This is a genomic window from Thermoplasmata archaeon (genome assembly GCA_038851035.1).
Classification (GTDB): domain Archaea; phylum Thermoplasmatota; class DTKX01; order VGTL01; family VGTL01; genus JAWCLH01.
Window position 1 is genome coordinate 1 of record JAWCLH010000017.1, and the last position, 23781, is coordinate 23781.

Below are 23781 nucleotides of genomic sequence, written 5' to 3' on the forward strand. Positions count from 1 at the left end.
TTCCCCTGGCTCGCGACCTGGTCCATTATCGGGCTCAGGACCGGGTAGCGGTTCACGTAGAGCGTCCTTGAGGCGAGCGGTGTGCCCATGAGCGCCAGCCAGACGGTGTGGTTCCCGCCCTCGGGAATCCAGGTGAAATTCATTTCAGTCTCGGCCTGCGGCACAAGCGCCAGCTCCGTGCCGTATATCTCTCGCGAGCCCTCGAAGCTCTCGCCGTCGTGGATTGAGACCCGAATTCTTATTTCCTCGGGCGCGGGGTTCTCGAACGTGGCGTTGAGCTCGACTGTGTCCCCCTCGTCGAGGAGCACCGGGGCGACCGAGAAGCTCCTGAACTTCACCGGCCTCTCCTCCTGCCCGAGGCTCGCCTTCGGCTCCGGGGGTTTGTAGGGACGGACGAGGGCCCAATCCCAGACGGAGGAGCCGTCGTAGGAGCCGAAATTCAGCGCTGGATAGCCAGCTCTACCGCTCCAGCCGACCGACTGCCACTCCCCGTCGTTAAGCCTCGCCCTCACGCTCGAGCCATCGTGGTATATTTCCTCGATGTACCAAGTATTCTTGGCCCAGTTCCCTGGTCTTGAGTCCCACCTGACAAAGTCATCAAGGAAGGATATTTCGTTCAAAGCCGTGAAGCCGCGAAGAACATAGTTGTAGCCCCTTCCATCGCTTGTCCCTGTCTTAATGCTTAGGCCAATTCTCTCGTCCTTGTCATAGCCGCCGGTTATCTTGAACTTTGACCGCAGGATGTAGTAGTTCTCCGTGGAAGCTTTTAGTGCAATCGCCTTCCCTGGCTGGAGGCTTCCGTCAGCATAAATGGTGAAGAAGCCATCAGAAACTGAATAGGAGCCTGGGTGGATAAGCAGCCACTTTGAAGTGTCTAGACTGTTGCCGCTGAAGTCGTCGAAGAAATTGAAGACCTTGTCTCCGCTAGAGACCGGCGGGGCCGAGGGGTTTCCATAGTACATGTACACAACCTTTGAGGAGCGGGAAGGTATGCTAGGCACCTTCAGCCATATGTCCCCGCCGGGCTCGAGCCAGTAGCTCAGCTCCGTGGCGCCATCACAGTCTATGAACCTCAGGTCCGCTAGGTCGACCTTGAGCTTGCCGGAGGAAACCAGCGCCTGTAGTCCCGCGCTGATGTTAATTCTCACAGGATAGTTCGTCAGGGTCTCGGAGTTCTGGCTGTTGTCCAACGTCAGCGGAGCCCTGTAGCCCCAGGCGTAGTTCCACCATGGAATGAATTCAGTTGTGTGGTCATCTTCGCCTGCATGGAATAAACCGTTTGATGAGCCCCAGGACAGGAACGCTAGTGCGATGCTGACGACCCAGAAAGCCGTCCCCCGACCCGGCCCGCAGAGGCCTCCACAGTGGGACATGACATTAACCCCCGGAGAGATTGGTGAGGCGCTATTCCGCTCTGAATATATAATATTTCTTACTCACAATTTTCTTATTCACAATTTGCTCTGTTAGGCCTTCTGCCTTGCCGTGTTCGAGCCGTCGATGGTGCGCGGGTGGTTGATGGCGAATTTACTACTAAAGCCGAGGGCGTATGGCGCCCGAGGGGGTGCCGGGCGCAGTTTTGCGCCCGGCACATGCGAAGCCTTCTTTGTCGAACTTTCTGGCAACGATTGCGCAGAAAGAAAGTTCGGTATGGACCGGTGGGGATTTGAACCCCAGGCCTCCACATTGCAAGTGTGGCGATCTTCCAGCTGATCTACCGGCCCGCAGAGACGGTAGCGCTCACCGATGCGCGCCTCGTTTTTTGAATGCGGTCCCCAGCGAGGGGCGCCCGCCCCATCCCGTCCAGAGGCGCATGCCCGAAATCATGATAGATGTGGGGGTATATTAGCAATGGCGTTTTAAATTCCAGAACGCGTGATATCCTCATCCCCTGCCGTTTGATGGGCAGCGGCTGCGAGCCCGCCGATATCCCCTGCCGGGCCTAGAGAACAATTTTATTGTATCAATAGGCGATTATCGCGCGGGAGAAAGGACCATGAAGCTCCTCGTGCGCTCGTCGACTGACCCCGCCAGCGTGAACATCACCGACCGGCTCCTCGAGCTCGGCGGCTGGACGGAGGGAGGTATTTTCGAGGGCTCGCCCGTGCTCAGGAAAGGAAAGGTTGCGCTGGTCACGATTCCCTCGCACCACCTTTACTACGACGATATCGACGCAAGGTTCGCGAGCGCGCTCGGCGAGCGACCCTCCCTTGTCGTGTTCGCCTCTCGGCACACCAGCGCATCGAACCTGAGGACGCTGACCGCCCATCCGATAGGGAATTTCGGGAGGGCGGACTACGGTGGCCGTGAGGGGGCGCTGGTCCCGGCCGCGCCGCGGGAGATGACCCTCGCCTACAGACTCATGCGAAAAGTGGCGGGGGAGGCGGGGCTCGAGTATCAGGTCTCGCTAGAGGCGACGCACCACGGCCCTTTCCTCTCGACCCCATCGTTCTACATCGAGATTGGGAGTGACGAGACCGCGTGGAGGGATGGGGAGGCGGCGCGGGCGCTGGCCGCGGCGATAGAGGGATCGATTCTCTCGGAGCCCCCGGAGGAGCCAGTCGCGCTGGGCGTCGGGGGCGGGCACTACGTTCCACGGATCTCGGATGTGGCGTGGGAGAGGAGGGTGAGCTTCGGCCACATGCTTCCCTCGTACGTTCTGGAGCAGGGCTTCAGGCCGGACCTACTACAAAAGATGATTGAGGCCACGCCGGGCGCGGAGCTCGTCTACTTCCACAAGAAGGCCATCAGGAGCCCGCTGCTCAGGCAGATGGAGGCCTGGTTCATGGAGAGGGGCATCCGGCCCGTCAGCTCGGGAGAGCTAGGATAGGTGCGGACACCGCTCCCCTCACAGCACCAATCGCTCATCCGGAGGAGCGGTGGACAGGTGCTCTAATGCCACGCCGAGCTGGCGCGGGACACGGGATTACCGGGAAGACATCCCTTCCCGAGCACAATGGGGATGAACATCTCAATGCTCATTCATATCGCCCTCTCCATCTCATCCTGCAGAATTCCCGCGGCCCGGAGCGCTCTTTGCCCCTCTTTCGTTAATGCAGAATCAATGGTCTCGAGGAGATACTCTTTGTCCTCCGGCAGCTTGCCCTGAAGCAGGAGATAGTTCGAGCCGTGACTGTACAGAAGGCAGTCGAGGCTTAGGCTCTCGAAGAGGAGGCGGGTCTCCCTGACCACCTCCTCCATTCCGGAGGGCCTGAAGACGCCGCGGAGAAACTCTTGATAGAGGGGCGCGCCGGGGTCGAGCATCAGAGTGTGGAGCCTGAGCTCGTGCGGCTGAATTTTATTTAGAAGCTCTGCCGTGGCGGTGGCATGCTCCCTCCACCTGTCTCTTCCTCCAAGACCGAGGACTATCGTCGTGGAGAGAAGGAGGCCCGCCTCCTTCACCCTCAGGCAGGCGGCGAGGGTCTCCCCGGGGGTAATTCCCTTGCCTACCCTCTCGAGAACGATGGGGTCGCCGGATTCGACCCCCATATACACCTTGCTCAGCCCTGCCTCGCGAATTCTCTTCAGCTCCTCTGGCGTCTTTCGAAGGACGAATTTCGCGCCCGCGTAGGAGGCGATCTGCAGGACGCCAGGGAATGCGCGCTTTATCTCCCCAAGGAGCTCGACGAGCTGGTCGGTCTTCATTATTATTGTGTTGGCGTCTGCCAGGAACACAGAGCGGACGTGGGGGCCATACTCCTTCAGCGCCTCGGCGATGTCGGCTTTTATCTCATCCATTTTCTTGATGCGAAAGCGCTTCGTTTTGTAGGCGAAGCAGAAGGTGCATTTATTGTGGGGACAGCCGATCGTGGGCTGGAGAATCAGCGACCACGCCTCGACTGGCGGTCTGTAGAGCGGGAGGTCGTACCTCAGGGGCATCGGCGCACGAATTCGGCGGGTGGTATTAACCCTTTCCAGAAGGGTTATGCCGAGAAGGAGCGATTCAGAGCGCATGCTGGATATTGGGCTGGTAAGGTCTGCTGGGAAGCTGAAGCTGGTGAAGAGGCAGGGCTGGGTGGAGGCGGGAGTCCCTGTGGGCAAGGTGGAGAGCGTGGCGGACCACTGCTTCCGCACTGCGCTCATCGTCGCTTTCTACAGGGGAGCGGAGGTGGACACCCTGAGGGCTGTCAGGATGGCCCTCGTCCACGACATCGGCGAGGCGATGGTCGGGGATATAACGCCCCGCTCCGGTGTGGCCCGGGAAGAGAAGCTGCGGCTGGAGGAGGAGGCTGTCAGGGCCCTCGGGAGCGAGGAGGCCCTGGCGCTCTGGAGGGAATATGCGGAGGGCGAGACGCCCGAGGCCCGGCTGGTCAGAGAGGCGGACGTTCTCGAGATGCTAGCACAGGCGAGGGAGTACGAGGAGGCCGGGCACCCGAGAAGGGCGCTGGAGCACTTCTGGGAGGGCTGGAGCCGCGAGATACTTAGTCCAGGTATGCGCGTTGTGGTCAGGAAGCTAATGGAAGCGAGCGACATTGTGAAATAGTATTTATGAAATAGTATATGGGATAATGATAAGGTGGGTGAGGGGAATGACCTCAAGGGCTCAGGTATTGTATGCCATGGTGCTGACGGCTTTTGTTCTGGTCCCTCCCCTCAGCGAGGTCGGGGTCGGACACACGGGGGACGCATCTCCCGCTCCCAGACCAGCGACAGTCACATTTACAAACGTGTCCGAATCGGCGGGCTTGTCAGGCCTGAGCGCGAACTTCCTCGCGTGGGGAGACTACGACCGCGATGGCGACGAGGACCTTCTCGTGCAGGGCTCGCGCCTCTTCCGCAACAACGGTCCCCCGGGCTGGGACTTCACGGAAGTCACACAGGCCGCGGGCCTCTCAGGGTCATTCACGAGCGGCACCTGGGGCGACTACAACAACGACGGCTGGCTCGACTTCTACGCCGGCGGGACCGCGAGCGACAAACTGTATAGGAACAATGGCGACGGGACGTTCACCGATGTAACGGTGGCCGCGGGCAACCTCAGGGACACCTTCCCGACAACGGCCGCTGGCTGGGGCGACTATGATCGCGACGGCGATTTGGACCTTTACGTCGCCAATGGAGAGGACTGGAACGGAGGGAATCCGATATATTTCCCTGACATTTTCTACAAAAACAACGGCGACGGAACATTTACCAACGCAACCATCTCAGCCAACCTGAGCGAAGGGGACCACCCTTACTATGGGAGAGGAGTCGCCTGGGCCGACTTCAACAATGACGGCTGGCTGGATATCTATGTGTCGAACTACCGCCTAAGCCCAAACTACCTATACGTCAACAACCACGACGGCACCTTCACCGAGATGGGCAGGGAGCTGGGGTGCGCGGGCGTCTACGACCCCTACCGTTACTGGGACGCCCAGACGCAGCGCTACTGGGGCCCCAACTACGGCCATACCATAGGGTCCGCGTGGGCCGACTTCGACAGCGACGGAGACCTTGACCTCTGGACGACCAATCTGGTGCACAAGTACGTCGGCCCTTACGGCTCGGGACAGTACGATATCAGGGGCTATGTGTGCGACGACTCAAAGATGTACAAAAACAACGGCGCGCCCTTCTACAACTTCACGGACATCCGGGCAACCTGTGGAATTCCCATAAAGCCAATCGGAGGCTCGGGAGTCTTTCAAGGCGACGAGCTCTTCGATGGTGTCGCGTGGGGCGACTTCGATAGCGACGGTGACCTTGACCTCTGGATACCGCAGGTCTACGACCTCAATTACGCCTACTCGTACCTCTACGAGCAGGACGGGGCTGGGAACGGGAGCTGCCACTGGACCGACAGGGCCGGGGAGCTCGGTATGAGGGTCTACAACACCTACGCCGGCGTCTGGTGCGACTACGACAACGACGGGGACCTGGACCTCCTGACGGGCGGGAAGAGCCCGTATGTTGGGGAGAACCAGGGTACCTACGCCCTCCACCTCTACCGCAACAGCGGCAACTCGAACAGCTGGCTGAAGGTCAGGCTGGTGGGGAGGGACTGCAACCGCGCGGCGATAGGAGCACGGGTAACGGTGAAATCGGGGAATCTCACGCAGATTCGCGAGGTCGAGGGGGGGATGGGATGCCACGGCTCGCAGAACTCGCTCGTTCAGCACTTCGGCCTCTACAACCGGAGTTCCATAGACTGGGTCGAGGTCAGGTGGCCCTGCGGGAGAATCGAGAAGTTCACCGGGGTTTCAGTCAACACAACCCTGAACATAACCGAAAGCTCTCTTCCGGTCCCACGCGTCCTGTCCGCCTCCGCGAGCCCCCCTTCTCCTCTCGAGGACCAGCCGGTCTCCTTCAGTGCCAGCGCGAATGTCGAGGGCGGGAGCATAGCGAAATATGAATGGGACTTCACCTCCGACAACACCTATGACTGGGCTTCTGAGGTCGGCGGAAGCGCCAGCCACTCATACAGCAAAAGCGGCATCTATCACGCGAGACTGCGCGCCTGGAGCGACCGCGGCATCGGGGTCGAGTACGGACCGGTGGTCGTCACTGTCCTCAACGCCCCCCCGGTTGCGGAGGCTGGCCCGGACATCAGCGCCGCGATGGACGAGCTCGTCCGGTTCGACGGGAGCGGCTCGACCGACACCCAGGGCGACATGTCGAGAGGCCTCCAGTACAACTGGAGCTTCGGCGACGGCTCTCATTCGGGCTGGAGCGCCTCGCCTCTCGCGAACCACACCTACACCGCGCCCGGCGAGTACACAGTCAGGCTGAGCGTGAGGGACGACGATGGCGCGGTGGCCTCCGACACACTCGTCGTGCGAGTGCGCAATGTGCCCCCGACGGTGACGGTCATGGAGCCCGTGAGCGCTCTCGAGGACGAGGAGGTCCAGTTCACCGGTAGGGGGAGCGACACGCCCTCGGACGCCGCGACCCTTGTCTACAAATGGGACTTCGGAGACGGGAACTCGACCGCCTGGTCAACCAACCCTAGTGCGCGTCACGCCTACACGGCGAAAGGAATCTACACCGCCCGACTCTTTGTCAGGGACCAGAGGTCAATGATGGCCGAGGGCGCAGTAAATGTCACTGTCATCAACCCTCCTCCCGTCTGTCACATCAATCCCGAGTGCCAGGAGCTGAGCGCAAGTGAGGACCACCTCCTAACCTTCGAGGGCTGGGGGGCCGACACTCCCTCTGACCTGCCCTATCTGATGTACATGTGGGACTTCGGAGACGGCAACAGAACGGAATGGTCCGAGCTCTGCGCCGCCTCCCACGCCTACGCCGTGGAGGGGACCTACACACTCACGCTCTTCGCGCGAGACGACGACGGCGACACGGGAAGTGAGCAGACGGTGGTCCGCGTCGAGAATTCCCCGCCCACGGCCGAGATTCTGAGCGAGGGGGGCGAGGCCGCGGAGGACCAGACGATTCTGTTCACGGGCGAGGGCAGGGACACGCCCTCGGACCTCCCCTTGCTCGAGTACAGGTGGGACTTCGGAGACGGGAGCAGGTCGGATTGGTCTCCCGTCCCTGAGGCGAGCCACGCCTACCCCTCCGCGGGGACCTACGAGGTCACGCTCTCCGTGCGCGACGACCAGGGCGCGAGGTTCACCACCCGACCGCTCGTCATCGAGGTCAGGAACCTGCCACCCGTCGCGGTCGCGAGCTCGGCCCTCCGAAATGTTGACGAGGACACCGAGGTCTGGTTCAGCGCGGCCAACTCCACCGATACTCCCTCGGACATGAGCAGCCTGACGTATCGCTGGTTCTTCGGTGATGGCTCGGAGGAGGAGGGCATCGAGGTCTCGCACGTTTTCGTAAAATCCGGAACCTACACAGTGAGACTCGTCGTGACCGACAACGACGGCGCCACGGGGGAGGACTCATCAATCAAGATCAGGGTCAGGAACCTCCAGCCGACGGCGAGCGCCTCAGCCGACAGGATGGAGGCGCGTGTGGGGGAGAGGGTCTCTTTTAGGGGCTCGGGAAACGACACGCCCACGGACGCGCTGAAGCTGAGGTTTAGGTGGTACTTCGGCGATGGTTCTCAGTGGGAGGGGAGGGACGCGGAGCACGTCTACAACGGCGAGGGCTCGTTCCGGGTAAGGCTGGAGGTCTCGGACCCTGAGGGGGATGTCGGTGTCGCCGAGTTGACCATCAATGTAACAGCGGTGAGGGTGCCTTCGCCCCAGCCGGCGCACAAACTGGACCCGGCTGTGCTTTGGGGAGCAGCCGCGCTGGTAGTGCTCGTCGCAGCCATTGCGGCGCTCATCTGGAGGAGGTCCTCCCGCGCACCGCCCGAGGCAGAGCCCGCGGGGCCAGAGGAGGAGGGGCCCATGGAGAGCCAGATAGGCGGCGACGGCGGGGACCGGGGAGAAGACGGCAAGAGCGAGGACCGCAATGGGCGGTTTAACGGAGGAACGGCCGAGGGCAGAGGAGCGAGAGCCCCCCCGGGTGGCTGAGATGCTCGTTGCGGGCCTGCGGCGGCTTCGCCCGGGCGGGTGAGGATGCGCCGCGCCAACACCCGGTATAGAGGCCTCATTCCTCCGTCCAGTCTATAAGGTTCTTCACGAGCTCGAGCTCCCTCACGAACTCAAGGGGGTCTTGGACCGCTCCAACCTCCTCGAGGCTATCGTGAGTATCCGTGCCTATCGAGAGGCCGACCTTTGTCCCCCTGAGCCGAGAGAAGAAGGCGGCGGAGTGCCTGTATAGCGGCGTCTGGAGCCTTGCGTGGCGGGGGCTTGGGCAGAGCTCGAGGAAGAGCTTGTTCGTCTCAAGCACTGGTATCAGAACTGATGGATCGACCTCGGCGAAGTTGCGGCCGATGTCGTTGTGGGCCAGCCCCACGGGGGGCTCGAGCTCTTTCCTCTTATCGAAGAGCTCCCAGAGGCCCATCCCGCCCGCCTCCTCGTCTTGCACGTTTTCAAAGAGGACGAAGTCAAGCTTGTTCAAGAGGTTGTAGGGGAGGTATTCTAGATCCTGCGTCCTCTCGTGGCAGGCGTCTATCTCCACCCCGACGAGGACGCGAATTCGGTCCCTGTACTGCGCCGCCAGCCTCCGGACGTGCTCTATATAATCCTCCAAAGCGGAGGGCACGATGGAGCGCTTCCTGGTGGTCCTGTAGTGGTCGGAGATTCCCACGACCTTCAGCCTTGCGTGAATAGCGGCCTCGACAATATCGCGCGGGCTGAACCTCCCGTCGGAGTAAGTGGTGTGGTTGTGCAGGTTCATCATTTCAGCTTACCCTCGGACTTCATTTTGGCGATGAACTTGTCCATGACTTCCTTCAGATCCGGCTTGCCGATCTCCTGAAGCTCGTACCTGACGCGAACTATCGGCTTCTTCACTTTTATAGCGCGGCTCAGGTCAATGGGCGTTCCGGATATCACGAGATCGCATGGCGCGGAGTTAATCACCTGCTCAAGCTCTTCGCACTGGGGGTCGGTGTAGCCCATCGCCGGCAGAATCGTGCCGAGGTGCGGGTAGGCCTCGTAGGTGCTCTTTATCGAGCCGATTGCGTATGGCCTGGGGTCCACTATCTCCGCCGCCCCGAACTCCCTCGCCGCGATGAACCCAGCGCCGAATTTCATTCCCCCGTGGGTCACGGTCGGGCCGTCCTCGACCACCAGCACCCTCTTGCCCTGTATTTTCTTCCCGTCCCCCTCGACTGTCAGGGGGGAGGCGGCGTCGATGATGATCGCGCCGGGCCGGACGGCTCTGATGTTTCTTCTGACGATCTCCACATTTTCTCCATCCGCCGTATCGACTTTGTTGATAATCACGACGTCCGCCATCCTGAGGTTAGTCTCGCCCGGGTGGTAGGTAACCTCGTGCCCGGGGCGGAATGGGTCTGCGATTACGATGTGGAGGTCGGAGTGGTAGAAGGAGGTATCGTTGTTGCCTCCGTCCCAGATAATCACATCGGCCTCCTTTTCGGCCATGTGGAGTATTTTCTCGTAATCTACGCCCGCGAACACCACCACGCCGTTGGCGATGTGGGGCTCGTACTCTTCCCTCTCTTCAATGGTGCAGTCTTCTCTGTCCATGTCTTCGAACGAGGCGAAGCGCTGGGCGACCTGCCTTGAGAGGTCCCCGTAGGGCATCGGGTGTCTTATCGCGACGACCCTGTATCCCCTCTCTTTTAGAATTCTCGATATCGCCCGTGTTGTTTGGCTCTTTCCAGCGCCCGTCCGGACCGCACAGACCGATATCACCGGCAGCCGGCTGCGTAGCATTGTTGGGGTGGTCCCCATCAGGCGGAAGTCGGCCCCCAGCGCTAGCACCATTGAGGCCTTGTGCATCAGTTCTACGTGGCTGATGTCACTGTAGGCGAAGATGACCTCGTCCACCTTGTGCCGCTTTATCAGTTTGGGCAGCTCCTCTTCGGGGTGAATGGGAATTCCTTCGGGGTAGAGTGGCCCGGCCAACACTGGGGGATAGACCCGGCCTGCGATGTCCGGTATCTGGGTGGCCGTGAAGGCGACAACCTGGTGGGAGGGGTCGTTTCTGAAAGCGATGTTGAAGTTGTGGAAATCCCTCCCAGCGGCGCCCATTATGATAACTCTGCGAGCGTTTTTCAGAAACCCAGTCAAGAATAGCACCCCCTATTTGACTGTAGCACCGCACTTGAAGCAGCGGATGGCTGTTACAGGAATCTGGTTTCCGCACCTCGGGCAGGTCGCCCTGGAGGGCCGGGAGGGGGCGGCGGCTCCTGCCGCCTTCGGGGCTGGTGGGGGTTCGGCCCGAATTCCGCGCACCGCCCTGTATTCCGCTAGTGCGGCCTCCCTCCCCGCCCTAGCGGCCTCTAGATGGGGCGCGGCCTCCTGTTCCCCGCCTCTCTGGAGGTATATACCGGCCAGCCTCAGGTTAATTCTGCGTGTGTCGAGGAGACCGAATGTGTCACAGGCGAGCGCCTTCTGATAGCAGTTGATTGCCTCGTTCTCCCTGCCGGCGGCAAGGGAGGCGTCGCCGTGCCTGACCAATGCTCCGAGATACTCTCTGTTGGAATACTGGTCCAATAGCTGAAATATGAGGAGCGGCAGGTTGAACGGGGCCATCTCGGAGAGGGCCTCGTGGACACCTCCCGTGGAGACAACCTCCGGGAGGGGCTGGGTCAAGTGGCGACAGGCGGCGGCGGGTCGGGCGATGCCGTGAATCTCCTCCCTGAAGAGATAGACATTCACGTCCCTCCAGGCCCCCAGCGCCCCTTTGATGTGGTCCCAGAACTCCCCGCCCTTTAGCTCCGCCAGCCTCTCCGCCGCCTTCCAATTCCTCTCCGTCAGGTGGTGGTATAGCACGATGCGGTCGCACAGCTCGTTGGCGCTGAGCTCGTCCCTTGCGATGGCCCGGGTATAGTCCTGCACGAGCTCGTCGAGCTCTCTTGCGAGCACCGCCTCCTCCGGGGAGTTCAGCAGCTTGGCCACCTCGAGCGCCCCGACGAGAACCTGCGCGTACACCGCTAGGTCCTTCGAATCGCCGGTGTCCCTCGCCTCCCTCCTCAGCGCCGGCAGATACTCTCGGCACATCTCGAGCATTGTCTCGAAGTCCTGAAGCTGGAAAAGGAGGCGCAGCATCAGGGCCACTGCGCGCGCCTCGGGCTTCTCCCGCCTGAGGACCCTCGACGCCTCCAGAAGAAAGCCCGCCCTCGCCAGCTCCTCAGCGGCATCTAGGAAGCGCGACTGGGCCATGTAGCCCTCCACTCGCGACTTCAGTTCGTCGGGAACTAAGGGCTTGGGTTTCTTCGCCGTGGCCGCGCGGGTCCAGGCCTCACCAGCACGATCCCTGTCACCCATCCTCGTCAACAGTTTGGCGGCCGTGACCCAGTCCTCGAGCTGCTTCGCAATGGCGACAGCGCGGTCCGGCTTCCCGGCGTCGATGTAGGCGACCATTGCGGTCCGCATCGCTTTTTCATAAGCGGCGGCGGTTGATGGGCCACGGGGGCGCTTCGCCCATGCCTGGGCGAGCCTCTCGTAGCTGTCGGCCAGGGTGAGGAACTCCCTCCTCTCTATGATAAGGGGCGCGGCGAGCTCGAGCGCGGCCTGGGCCTCGGCGAGCCCGACCTCGGTGACTCCCGGCGAGGATAGAATTTCGAGCGCCCTCTCCAGCTCCGCCTCCATCGCGCGCGGACTCCGCGCCCGCGCCTCCGTGAGGGATGCGAGGGCCTTCCTGCCCAGCTCTGCGGCCTCCCGGAAGTTCCCCAGCTTCAGGCTACCGCGCGCGGCCTCGAGATGGCTCTTTGCCTCGGACACATCGACATCGAGCTTGGCCGCCTCCTGAATTCTTTCGGCCACCGCCTCGAGCTCCTTTCTCGTTTCTGCTCTTGCGGTTCGCTCCTGCCTGATGAGCTGCACTAGCTCCTCGGCCTGCCGGATGAAAGAGAGGGCCTCTGTGAACATGCCACTCTGGAAGGACGCCTCCGCCTTCTCCGCAAGCCCGTCCAGTTCGGCGATTCTAGGCTCAGGCCTCTCGAGAACCCCGGTCCCCTCGGTCCCCCTCCCCTCCACCCCCGCCTTCAGCTCATCAATAAAAAGAATCATTTTCGAGAGGGCGTCCGCGGTATCCCTGCGGAGCTTCTCTCTCTCAAGAGCGATTTTCTCTAGCGCCTCCAGCCCGTTTCGGACCTCGCTCAGGGCCTCCATTGTCGAGGGGTAGTTCCTAGCCCCCATTCCGGCGGTAGCCTGCCTGAGCGACGCCTCCAGCACGGAGACGTCATGCCCCCCCTTTTTTGCGACCGTGACCGCGGATTGGTGTCTGGAGATCAGCTCCCTAGCGACCTGAGCGATGTCAAAAATGACGAGCTCCATGGGGCCGCAGAAGGCCGCGAGCCCCGCATCGTCAGAGATGGCTATTGCATAGACCGCGCCCTTGGCGGAGTACCTCCAGCCGACGAAGCCGGGCCTCGTCACGAAGTGGACAACATTGTCGCCCGTGGAGGCCAAGACGCAGTCCGCGGAGCCAGAGGCGACCATTTTCACTATATTTGCGCCCAGACTGCAGGACCAGACCCTGAGGCCCTGAGCGTCAAGGCATATCAGCTCTCGCCCCGCGGCCGCGACCACGCAATCGCCCCTCGAAGACATCGCCAGCGCGCTCACGGGTGCCCCGCAGTCGTGGGTTGCTAGGGGTATCCCCGTGCCGCTGAACAGGTAAACTTTATGGTCGCTCGAGCCGAGGGCCACTACGCCCCCATCAGATGAAATCGCCACGGCGTCCATAGAGTCCCGCGCCTCGTGCGCCCAGAGAAGCTGTCCCGTGGCGTCCAGATAGGCAGCGGTCCTATCGGCCGAGCCCGCGACCGTCACACGGCCGTCGGCCGATATCGCGGCCGAGACCACCCTGTCCTCGAATCTGTACTTCCAGGCGAACTTCTTTATCTGGCGCTTCCTGTCGAAAAAGTATAGGTTGCTGTCCTCCCCCCCCGCGACCATGAAGTCCCCGTTCTCCGAGAGCGCGAGGCACTTCACCAAGCGGCCAACCTCGTGCTTGAACTCAAGGAGGCCACTCCTGCCGAAGAAGTAGATGTTGTTGTCGTCCGAGGCTGTGGCGAGGTAGTCCCCGCTCCTGCAGATGCCGACGGTGGATATTGCCTCTCTTGTCTTGTGCTTCCAGTTCAGCTTGCCCGCGCCGTCGTAGAGGGCAATGTAGCCGTGCTGTCCGGGGACCATCCCGCCAAGCGCGAGGTACCTGCCACCGCGTGAAAGGCCCAGGGCTAGACCGTAGCCCTCGATGGGCACCCTTGTGCTCTCCTGAGCCTCCCAGAGCCTCGAGGAGCTCAGCCCTGCGCTCTCGCCTGACTGCACACAGGACACCAGACCGGCAGTGCTGGATGCCCATTATGACATTTAATATTTTCCAGAATATATTATTATAAGACCCTCTCTCGCGCCCTGCCCAATGCCCCACAGGGCCGTCCGCAAAAAATATCCAGTGCGCGGGCATTAGCGGGTCGATATGACCGACATCAGAGCTGGGGGCGACCGAGATGGAGTCGCGAGCCTTCGAGCGCTAGACAGAAGCGAGCTGGAGGGGCTGGTGCTCGATTGCCCAGAGAGCTGTGCATACTGCTGCCTCTGTCCCCCGGAACTCCTGAACAGCGAGCTCGAGCGCTTCCTGTCACTCAGGCCGAACGCTGTGGAGCGCCGGTGGGGCTCGTTCCATCTGGCCCTCCAGGGCGGCCAGGGCGCCTGCACCCTGCTCAAGGACAGAAGGTGCCAGGACTATGGGGGCAGGCCCTTCCACTGCCGGGCCTTTCCCATCCGCGTGCACTTCCTTTACAGAGTCCAGGCCTGTGCGATTCTCTCGTGTCGGGGGATAAGAGGGGGAGGATGGTCTCTCCCGCCGGCCCAGGCGGGCCCGCGCCGCTTCAACGGCTCTGCATCGCCCCCTGAGGCACCTGCGGGGCTGGGACACCGGGACGAGCGCATCCAACGCGCCCCAGTGCCACTGACAGAAATTCTCGACGCAATCCTTTCTGAAGGGCAGGAGAGGGCGCGCACGATGTCCGCCTCAGCCGAGGCCGCCTGGAGCCGCTTCTCCCGGAGAGCTCGCCGCGCCGGTATGCTCACCGACCCCCGCGCCCTCAGAGCGGCGATGAGCTCCGAGATCGACCTCTGGCCCGATGGAATTCATGCCGAGGAAGAAGAGGCCCGTGAGATAGCTATCGGCATCTTCGGCGCGCGCGACCTCATGGAGCTCCCCATCTACCTCTCCCCAGACCTGAGCTGGCATGTTTTCCGAATTCGCTCGGGGGCTCTCACCAGACATATCCTCCACGAAGATGGCTCGCTCTCACCGGCGGGCAGGTGGCGCCTTGAGGATGTTCCTCTTCTCGAGCTCGACGCGGCTGGTAAAGAGGAGCTCAGGAGGTATCTCCACCTCTTAAACCGTCGGGACTCAACTCTTGCGGCGGCCGCGCACGTCACGGCCTCTGGGGGGTTCGGGGAGGAGCTTGAGGAGGTCTACTACGACACCTTGCGCGACTGCGCGCTGGACCTCTGGTGGAGGTCCAGCCTTCTGGCCCGGATCAACGGCGCGAATACAATCGGAGGGGCGGAGTTGCGCGAGGGCGTGGTCTTCTGCGATGCGGACTTCCTCGATATGTCCGGCATCGGCGGGATGCTATGACTATGATGCGCACCGGGGCCACCTCCCCCGGGTCGCGGACCCTATCCCGCCCAGCTCCGCCTCCAAGAATCATGAGTGCGCTCCTGATTCTTACGTCGTCCATCGTTGGCTCCGCGGTCTATTCTGGGTTCGAGCTCTTCTTCAGCGCGATCGGGGTGAGGAAGGGGTCCCATGAGCTCGCGGTCTTCCTCGGCTTCTTCGTCGCTCCCCTCGGAGCGCTCCTCCTGTGGGGCCGGAGGCCGGAACTCGGCCGCCTTGACCGAGGGTTCTGGGCCGGCGCGGCCGCCTACCAGCTTTTCCTCCCTCCCATTATCCTCGTCATTCCCTCGAACCGCGCCTATTTCGAGGCCTACAGGATGGGCGCGGGCGAAGCCGGTCTCTGGGCACTGCTCACCCTCCTGCAGGTCTCGTCCGTGGACTTCTTCACCAGACGCGTGGTCCAGCTCGAGGTCGAGAGGGCGTGGGGCCCGGGCCAGGGTCTGCTGGCTGGGTTTATCGCGTGGTGCGCCGGCCATGTGCTCGAGTACGGTTGGCTCCGGGGGCTGATGGGCCCGCCGGGGACGCTACTCTATATCGGGCTCGCCGGGGTCCTGACGGGCATTGTATATTGGAGGACGAAGAATGCTCTAGGGCTGATGGCCGGGCATTTCATCCTCAATCTTCTCGCCGCCGTTGCCGCTGTGGCATTGCTCGGTTCTGGCTGATTCTATCAGCGAGCCAGTCCGTGCATGTCCACAGGCCCTCCCCAAGCCGCTATTTTTTTATCCTCCCCTCCCCTTGTGTGCTCCCCGTGATGCTGCTCGCGCTCCTCTCCGGCGGAATCGACTCCCCAGTGGCAGCGCACATGATGCTCTCTCGGGGCGCGGACCTGACAGCCGTCCACTTCGACAACCGGCCCTATGGCGGGCTGGAGCACCAGCTCACCAAAGTGAGGGAGATGGCCCGGAGGCTTGCGGAGCTTCACGGGCGCGCGGTCCCCGTCATCGTCGCACCCCACGGCGCGAATCACGCTATCTTCCTGGATAGATGCCGGCCGGGTCTTCATTGCGTCCTCTGCCGCAGAATGATGCTGCGCGTTGCAGGGGCGCTCGGGCTCAGGGAGGGCGCGGCCGCGCTGGTCACGGGAGAGTCTCTCGGGCAGGTAGCCTCCCAGACTCTCCAGAACCTAGCCACCGAGCTTACCGCCTCTCCCCTACCGGTCCTCCGTCCCTTGATAGGTCTCGACAAGCAGGAGATCGTTGACATTGCGCGGAGAATCGGCACCTACGAAATATCGATTCAACCGGGCTCCTGCTGCACGGCGGTCCCGGCGAGGCCCTCGGTGGCCGCCTCTGCCCGTGAGGTGGAGGAGGAGGAGGGGAAGCTGGACATTGAGGCGATGGTGAGGGCCTGCATTGAGGGGGCGAAGAAGCTCTGAGCTGTGTAGCGAGAGCTGACTGCCCGACGGCCAAGCGGCCATAGGCAAGGTTTCTCGAGCGGCCGGCTCTCCTTCTCACTCCTCCTCTCCCCGGGTGGTCCAGCGCTCCCCAATTTTCTCCTCTTTTCTACGGCTCCGGAGAGCGACGAAACCTCCGGCGGCCAATCCAGCGGCAACGATACCAACAACCACTGCGGTGGTCAGCTCACCCCGGCCCGGTTCGGCGCCCGGGTTCTCAACCTTGAGGAAGAGCGTCAGCTCGGGCGAGTGGTCCGTCCCGTCGAATGCCCGGACGGTAATCCTGTGCCACCCGTTCTTCAGGCTGGTTGTGTCCCAGATGTACTCCCAGGAAGCAGTGCCCGTGGCGGGTCTCCAGGGACCGTCGTCAATCCTGAGCTCGACTAGCTGAATTGAGGAGCCGAGGCGGGAGGCGGTTCCCGCGATAGTGATTCTCCCCCTGACGGTGGTGGCGTTTAGGGGGAAGTCCACCGACACCGAGAATCCCCATTCCGGGTTGTGGACGGTGAAGTTTAGCGATGCGGTTTCCGAAAAGACCTCCCCGTCCGAGGCGCGGGCCTCGAGAATGTGAGGGCCGTTGCGGAGCGCTCTTGTGCTCACCGTGTGGCTCCAAACCACGCCCGCGGCCGTCGACCCCTGCGCGACGGAAGCCTCCTGCCACTCGCCCTCGTCGAGCCTGACCTGGACAGAGACCGCCGCGCCTTCGGGGTCCCTTGCCGTCCCTGAAAACTCCACCTCGCCCCTCAGGACACTGCCCTCCGCCGGGAAGTCAATGCTTACGCCCGGGGGCTCGTTCGCCCTGACGACGGTGATTTCCACGGAGGCCGAGGCGTTCCCGCCCCTGGAGTCGTCCACCCAGACGGTGATTCGGTGGCTCCCCTCGGCTAGGGAGCGGCTGAAGCGCGCCGAGGAGCTGAGGTGGCCGCTCAGGCTCGAGACCCAATAGAATGATAGCTCGTCACCGTCCTCGTCGTAGCTCGAGGAGGCGTCGAAGCGCACGCTCTCTCGTGTGGTGAATGTGGAGCCGTTCTGGGGCTGGGTGATGCGCGCCACCGGGGGTCTGTTGAAGGGCACGATTGTGATATTGACGGTCGCGGATACATTGTAGTCGGGGCCGTCGCTCAGCCACAGGGTCACCCGGTGCTCCCCGACGCTGAGCCTAGCGTAGAAGGCGGGCTCCGCGCCGAGGAATCCGTCCCTGCTCGAGACCCAGTAGAACATCAGCGGGTCGCCGTCGGGGTCGTGGCTCCTCGAGCCGTCGAAGAGAATCTCATCGGTGTCGTTGTGGAGCGACCCATCGGCGGGGGAGTCGATGATGGGGACAGGCGCCCGGTTGGGCGCTAACACCGTTATCGGCACCGAGGCGCTCCCGGAGCGCCCCTTCGTGTCATTCGCGAAGAGGGTGACGAGGTGCCTGCCGGGCTGGAGCACCGCCCTCAGCCTCGGGCCGGAGCCCACCGCGCCCGAAATATTGGAGACCCACTCGAAGCGCAGGGTCTCGCCGAAGGAGGGTGTGCTGTTGGCGCCGTCGAAATATACGGAGGCGCCGGGCTCGAAGACGCTGTGCGCCTTCGGGGAGGATATGACGGCCTTCGGCACCGTCCTGCGCGCGATGGTGTACCTGGCCACAGCACCTGACTGGCCCACGAGGAGGGCGTGGGAACCGTCCGGCGCGAAGGAGACGTCGAGGAAGGAAATGTCGGTCCCGGAGCGCGGGTGGATGAACCCGTAGCTGACGAAGAGCAGGAGCTTTCCGTATACGCCTCCGGCGAGCGCGTATCCGCTTCCGGGCATCCAGTCGATGCTGTAGAGAGTGTCCGTTGTGTCCGAGGGCAATTGCTGGACGGCGGTGTCGTTGACCCTCGCCACGACACCCTGCGTGCCAGCGACCATCGCCTCAGGGGAGGGGCCACCGCGCCAGGATATCGAGAAGAAGGCCGTGGCGGGCGTGCCCGCGCCCGTGAGCTTCGTGACGCAGAAGTCGAGCGGTGGGGGGAGGTGGCGCTCCTCGTATCTGGCGAGCGTGCCGCTGACGCCGCCGATGAGCGCGTAGGCGCCGTCAGGCTTCCAGGCGACGTCGAGATAGTTTACGCCGCCGACCTGCTTCAGGACAAAGTCACGTCCGTCGTAGGCGACGAGCTTCCCGAAGTCTCCGACGAGGAGTGCATACGAGCCGTCGGGCTTCCAGCTCACGCCCGTGTAGTTGACCGTGAGCCCGAGGCCCGTTTCCAGAAGCTCGATGACGGAAGAGGAGTGGTTGTACCTGAGCACGGTGCCGTCCCTGCCGCATATCAGGGCGTAGCCCCCCCCTGGGTGCCAGGCCACGGCGGCTAGCTCGGCCGAGACCGGGCTCTGGAGCTGCCGTAGTCCGCTTCCGTCGAGCCTGAGCACTCGCCCCGATGAGCCCACAATGAGAGCGCAGCTCCCGTCGGGCCTCCAAGCGGCGTCGCTGAAGTCGGACCTCATGGTCGAGGGAATCTCGACGAACTCCACGCCCGTGTACTCGGCCACAAGGCCTCTCGAGCCGACGAGGAGGGCGATGTCCACTCCCGGCTCCCAGACCACGCCCCTCAAAGCGAAAGTCAGGTTGCACTCAAGGGCATGGAGCCCAGATGAGTCGAGAAGGTAGGCCGAGGCGCCGTAGGTTGCGCCGTCCAGCCCTGCGATGAGAGCCGCCGTGCCGTCGCGCTTCCAGGCGGCCGTGTAAAATGTCTTTTGAGGTGCGGTGCCGAGCACCGAGAAGCCCGAGCCGTCGAAGCCCAGCACCGCGCCCCCCCCACCCGCGACGACCGCGTAGGAGCCGTCGGGTCTGAACGCGACAGCGTTAAGGCTCTGGGTGACGCCGGTGCTCAGGGGTGCGCAGGTGCTTCCGTTGAATTTGCAGGCGAAGCCGCCCGCGCCCGTTATCAGGGCAAAGTCGCGGCCCCACGCGACCGCCCTGAGATCAGCGCCCGTGCCGCTCTCAACACGTCTAACGGAAATCGTGTCGTAGACGAGGAGGGTCCCGCGGTCGCCGACTATCACGGCAAAGCTCCCATCGGGGCTCCACGCCGCTGCCCTCAGGGCCACGGAGGTCCCCGTCTCCAGACTCGCGAACGACGAGCCGTCGAAGAGGAGAAGGGTCCCGGACGCGCCCGCGAGAAGGTACATTGGCCGGGAGGGGTGGGCCGCAATCGCGTGAAGGTCCTCGTCCGTCCCCGTCGAGAGCGCGCTGAACGATGGAGGCTGGGCGACGCTGAGGAGGAGTGCAGTCCCCCCCTGACCTGCGATCAGCGCCCTGCTCTCGCCCTCTCTCCAGGCGACCGCGTTGAGGGTGCTGCCGGTCGGGATGGGGTTAAGCCAGACTAGGCTGTCCTCCTCCGCCCTGCCCAACTCGCCGGAGAGGGGCTCTCCGGGACCGGCTCCCGTCGGGGCGGCTCCGGAGAGGAAGAGCGAGACAACAATGAATAGCTCCCGGGCCCTCATGAATTCACTCCTGTGCATAGAATTCCTCGGGCCGATAATAAGGTATTGGTGCAGTGGCCGTATAGAAACCCTCCGAAAAATGTAACAACGGGCCCCCCTATATAGTTATAGCACAACACACAGGAGGGCCGTTGTCATGTCCCAAAAGCTCTCAAGGCTGATAAAGTTTGTCCGACAGGTTAATAGGGCCGTTTCAAGGAGCCGTATGCCCCTCCAAAACAGCAAATTCTCAAACCACATCTACAACAACCATATCCTGACAGCCCTGGCGGCGCTTAGAGAATATCTCCAATTGAGCTATGAAAGGTTCGCGGACTGGCTCCTGACGGCTGGGAGCGAATTGCGCTCTGCGCTCAGACTTCCAGAAAACAGAACACTCCATTTCACGACAGTAAACAAGTTCACTCTCAGGAGCAAACTGCCCCAGCTCAAGAGCATCCTCCGGTCTTTCGCCTCTCTCTGCAAATTGAAAAACCTCCACATAGCCATTGATTCCACCGGCTACAGCCTAAGGCGGGCCAGCCATTATTATATCCTCACCTTTTCCCGCACCTCTCACGATAGTAAAAGGCGCACAAACGATAAGCGGCCATTGAGGAGGTATCTCAAGTCCACCTTCAGCATAGACCATCGCAAGCAATTGGTCATCGCTATTAAGATTCGCCGAGGGCCAGCAAATGATAGTCGTGATTTCGAACCTGTTCTGAACGACTCGGCATCAGGTCCGCAGCGCGTTGTTTCGACGGTCGCAGATAAGGGATATGACGCAGAATCACATCATTTCTTCTGTCGAGAGACTATCGGCGCAGAGTGCATAATTCCTCTATGACGGTCGAAGCACAGGGATGATGAGGTTCATGGGCGGTATCGTCGTATGCTTATGAAGAATTTTCCAAAAGAGAAATACAATCGGCGGGCGATTATTGAGACAGTATTCTCCGTCATGAAACGTCTCATGGGTGATGAAATTGAGGCAAGGAAAACGATCGCTCAAAACAGACAATTATTCTTCCGTGGAATAGCTTACAATGCGCACAGAATGATGGTAATTTTTTTAGTATTTAAGGATTTCTAGGCAGCCTATTACTCGGGTTCTAATATTAATACCTGCAGTTCCTTTGGAAACAGTAATCCGATTAGTCGGCCCTTAGAGCATGCCCACCCTAATTGACCACTGCAATCGCATTTTATGAGAATTCGCCATGAAAATTTTCGAGCGGCTCAGCCCTTGAGCTAGTCCCCTGCTCTGGACGGAACAGGAGAACCGGCTACAAACGTTTTTTCGGGGGCCCGAGTGCGCCCGGAGCCGCCTCCAGTTTCGGAACGAGCTATCCGATTCTCCGCGCAAGCGGCAGCCTTGTCCTTTATGAGAGGGCTTTCCGGAATCCGCCCATATTCCGGGAACAACGATCTCCATTTTGGAGAATTGTCCGGGATGGCCGGGAAATACATCATTGAATGAGGAGTGGAGGCCGACGACCCTGAGCTCGTGGGGTGTGTCCTCGATACGCATCTTCCTGCCCGACGCGAACGCAGTGCCCAGATAATCCCCCGGTCGCTCTCCCGGGCCCTAGGTCATTTCGGGAAACGAGCTCTCCGCCAACCTGGATCGATAAGCTTATTTAGAACTCCGCCAACCCCTCACCCCCCCGCCCCCGCGGCCGCGGCGCGCCGCGCCCTGCCCCCCGCCCTCACGCCCTCCCCGGAGACCTCAGAGTAGTCGGCGAGCATGTCCGCCGCCAGCCTCCTCGGGTCGGTGGTGATCAACCTCCCGCCCGCGGCCGCTGTGACCCTCTCGGCGGCCTCGACGAATATTCTCTCCTTCGGCTCGAGCAGGACGTGGACGAGGCGCGTGTTCCTGAGCCTCCTGAGCTCCGAGGCCTGCGAGAGCGCGTAGGCGAGGCTCCTCTCATAGTCCCCCGCCACCGCCCTCCCGCCCTCAGTGTAGGCCTCAGGGTAGCCGTCGGTGATCAGGTAGAGAATCTTCAGGTCCGCGCGAGCTGGCGCGAGCAGCTCCCTCGCCACCCTGATGGCCTCGCCCGTGTTCGTGAACCCGCCTGGCCGGCTCTCCCAGACCTGAACCAGGTCCATCGGCCTGACCTCGGTGTCGAACCCGATCAAGTCGACGACGTTCCTCCGGTCTCTCCTCTTCACCGCCTTGTACAGCGCCAGCACCGCCCTCTTCGCCGCCTGAATTCTCCCGTTCTCCTCCATCGAGCTGCTCTTGTCGAAGGCTAGAACGACGTGCAGGCTCGCCCCCGAGAGCTCCCGGTTCACCCTGACGTCCTCCTCGCTCAGGGTCCGGCTCCGGGGATGCCTGAGGCGCGCCTCCACAAGGCTCTCGACGATGTCCATTCTGGAGACCTCGTCCAGCGTCCTCAGCCTGTCCCTCTCGTAGGTCCCGAGCTGGAGCGGGGCCCGCCCGAGCGCGAGCGAGTACCTCTGGGGCAGGTTGCGCAGCTCGGCCGCGAGCGCGATGTCGGCGAATCTGTCGATCAGCCTCGCCGTGACCCTGAGCTCCCCGGTCCTCCCGTCCCTCGAGAGAAGTCCCGACCTCTCCAGCCCCTCGGCGAGCCTCTCGCGGACCATCCTCTCGGGCTCCTCGGAGGCGCGCCTGCCCATCTCCCGGAGAAGCCTCTCCCTCTCGCTCGTCGCTTCCTCCTCCCTCCTCCGGTACTCGCCCTCGAGCTCGAGCCTCCTCCTCCTGAGCTCCTCCGCCCTCCTCTCGAGCTCCCTCGCCTCCTCCTCGGCCTCGCGCCTCCTGCGCGAGAGGAGCTCCTCGAGCCTCATCCTGAAGGCCTCCCTCGCCAGCCTCCCGAACGCGCGCAGGCTGAGCCTGCGGGCGAGCCTCATCCTGAGCCTCGCGAGAGGGCCGGCCTCCTTCGCCAGGCGGGCCTCGACACCCCTCCTCAGCTCAGGACTGGTCAGCAGCGCGCCTTCGAACCTCGCCTCCAGGCCCTCGAGGGTCCCGGCGAGACTGGGGAGCTCGACGAGGAGGGACGGCGCGCGGGTCCCCCGCCCCCGCTCCCTCCTGACCCCAAGCCTCATTAGGAGCCAGCGCCAGAACCGGCGGATCGCGCTCGCGACGGCCGCGAGGAAGGCCCTGACGGCGCGCGCAAGCCTCCGCCAGCGCGTCTCAGGCTCCGGCGGGGCGGGCGGCGCGCTCGCGATCGCCTTCACCAGCGGGTCCGCGTAGAGGGCCCTCTCAAGGAGCTCGCCGAGCTCCTCCCGGAGCCTCCTGCGCCTCTCCTCCGCCTCCTCCTCCTCTTTTGAAATTTCGCGGGCTCGCTCCTCCAGTTTGCTCCTCTCCGCTGCGAGCCTCTCGCCCGCCCTGCGCTCCGCCTCCTCCCTGACCCTCTCCGCCTGCCTCTCTAGTAGGGAGCGGAAGCGCCTCACCGCCGCCGCGATTGATGATTCCTCCGCCGCTTTTTCTCTCACGAAGCGGTCCAGCGCCCCCGGGCCCTCCTCGAAGATTCTCTTCACCAGCTCGGCCCTCTCGGCGTCCGTGAGCTCGAGCTCCATGGCCGAGAGCTCGGCGAGGGCCCCGCAGTCGGGGAGCGATAGTCCCCCTCCCGTCAGAATCTTTCCCTCCATTCCCCTTCCAATGCCCTTCGCCCCGCCCCCTCCATCGCTACCTCCGCCGCCCCCTCCACCGCCCCTTTCCACCACCGCTCCCTCTTCGCTTTCCACTCCGCCAACCCCAATAGCTTCGTCGCCATTCCCCCCTCCAGTTCCCCTCCTGATAACTCCACCGCTTTCGCCTCCGGCCCCCTCACCGCCCATCCTCCCCTCACACCAGACCCCATCACCGC

14 protein-coding genes and 1 tRNA gene are annotated in these 23781 nt (G+C 62.6%); 7 read left to right on the forward strand and 8 right to left on the reverse strand.

Features of this window, described 5'->3' with window-relative positions; all coding sequences use genetic code 11:
* Positions 1-1373 (reverse strand): DUF2341 domain-containing protein (locus QW379_06520; protein MEM2870055.1); only part of this gene is annotated, 1373 nt, incomplete at its 3' end.
* 278 nt (positions 1374-1651) lie between these two features.
* A tRNA-Ala gene (locus tag QW379_06525) sits at positions 1652-1724 on the reverse strand.
* Between the two features lie 272 nt (positions 1725-1996).
* Between QW379_06525 and QW379_06530 the strand changes: the two genes are divergently transcribed.
* On the forward strand, positions 1997-2830 hold the full coding sequence (locus QW379_06530; GenBank protein MEM2870056.1) for a D-aminoacyl-tRNA deacylase: 834 nt from the start codon (positions 1997-1999) through the stop codon (positions 2828-2830).
* Positions 2831-2982: 152 nt separating this feature from the next.
* Here QW379_06530 and QW379_06535 read toward each other — a convergent pair whose 3' ends face one another.
* Positions 2983-3879, reverse strand: a complete 897-nt coding sequence (locus tag QW379_06535; protein ID MEM2870057.1) for a radical SAM protein — start codon at positions 3877-3879, stop codon at positions 2983-2985.
* A gap of 73 nt (positions 3880-3952) precedes the next feature.
* On the opposite strand from QW379_06535, the gene QW379_06540 reads away from it, so the two are divergent.
* Positions 3953-4483 (forward strand): HD domain-containing protein, encoded by a 531-nt coding sequence (locus QW379_06540; GenBank protein ID MEM2870058.1) that lies wholly within the window; start codon positions 3953-3955, stop codon positions 4481-4483.
* Between the two features lie 25 nt (positions 4484-4508).
* The gene (locus tag QW379_06545; GenBank protein ID MEM2870059.1) at positions 4509-8408 is read left to right on the forward strand and encodes a PKD domain-containing protein; all 3900 of its coding nucleotides are present in this window, start codon (positions 4509-4511) and stop codon (positions 8406-8408) included.
* A gap of 76 nt (positions 8409-8484) precedes the next feature.
* On the opposite strand, the gene QW379_06550 is transcribed toward QW379_06545, so the two are convergent.
* The 3 genes from QW379_06550 to QW379_06560 are packed head-to-tail and all read right to left on the reverse strand — an operon-like array spanning position 8485 to position 13754.
* On the reverse strand, positions 8485-9180 hold the full coding sequence (locus QW379_06550) for a PHP domain-containing protein (protein ID MEM2870060.1): 696 nt from the start codon (positions 9178-9180) through the stop codon (positions 8485-8487).
* Complete coding sequence (locus QW379_06555; GenBank protein ID MEM2870061.1) at positions 9177-10499, reverse strand: cyclic 2,3-diphosphoglycerate synthase; 1323 nt, start codon at positions 10497-10499, stop codon at positions 9177-9179. The genes QW379_06550 and QW379_06555 overlap by 4 nt, the downstream gene beginning before the upstream one ends.
* Before the next feature lie 51 nt (positions 10500-10550).
* Entirely contained in the window at positions 10551-13754 is a 3204-nt protein-coding gene (locus tag QW379_06560) for a PQQ-binding-like beta-propeller repeat protein (protein ID MEM2870062.1), read from the reverse strand.
* A gap of 142 nt (positions 13755-13896) precedes the next feature.
* Between QW379_06560 and QW379_06565 the strand changes: the two genes are divergently transcribed.
* From QW379_06565 to QW379_06575, 3 genes are all read left to right on the forward strand, one after another.
* Positions 13897-15069: a YkgJ family cysteine cluster protein gene (locus QW379_06565; protein ID MEM2870063.1), complete on the forward strand. Its 1173-nt coding sequence runs from the start codon at positions 13897-13899 to the stop codon at positions 15067-15069.
* Between the two features lie 71 nt (positions 15070-15140).
* Positions 15141-15773: a hypothetical protein gene (locus tag QW379_06570; GenBank protein ID MEM2870064.1), complete on the forward strand. Its 633-nt coding sequence runs from the start codon at positions 15141-15143 to the stop codon at positions 15771-15773.
* A gap of 89 nt (positions 15774-15862) precedes the next feature.
* Complete coding sequence (locus QW379_06575; GenBank protein MEM2870065.1) at positions 15863-16486, forward strand: hypothetical protein; 624 nt, start codon at positions 15863-15865, stop codon at positions 16484-16486.
* Between the two features lie 75 nt (positions 16487-16561).
* Here the strand turns inward: QW379_06575 and QW379_06580 are convergent, their stop codons facing one another.
* Positions 16562-19987 carry an Ig-like domain-containing protein gene (locus QW379_06580; GenBank protein MEM2870066.1) on the reverse strand — a complete coding sequence of 1142 codons (3426 nt, stop codon included), beginning with the start codon at positions 19985-19987 and terminating at the stop codon, positions 16562-16564.
* 118 nt (positions 19988-20105) lie between these two features.
* Here QW379_06580 and QW379_06585 point away from each other — a divergent pair, with 118 nt between their 5' ends.
* Positions 20106-20798, forward strand: coding sequence for a hypothetical protein (locus QW379_06585; GenBank protein ID MEM2870067.1), 693 nt, complete (start codon positions 20106-20108; stop codon positions 20796-20798).
* A gap of 812 nt (positions 20799-21610) precedes the next feature.
* Here QW379_06585 and QW379_06590 read toward each other — a convergent pair.
* On the reverse strand, positions 21611-23752 hold the full coding sequence (locus QW379_06590) for a hypothetical protein (protein MEM2870068.1): 2142 nt from the start codon (positions 23750-23752) through the stop codon (positions 21611-21613).
* Positions 23753-23781: the final 29 nt, after the last annotated feature.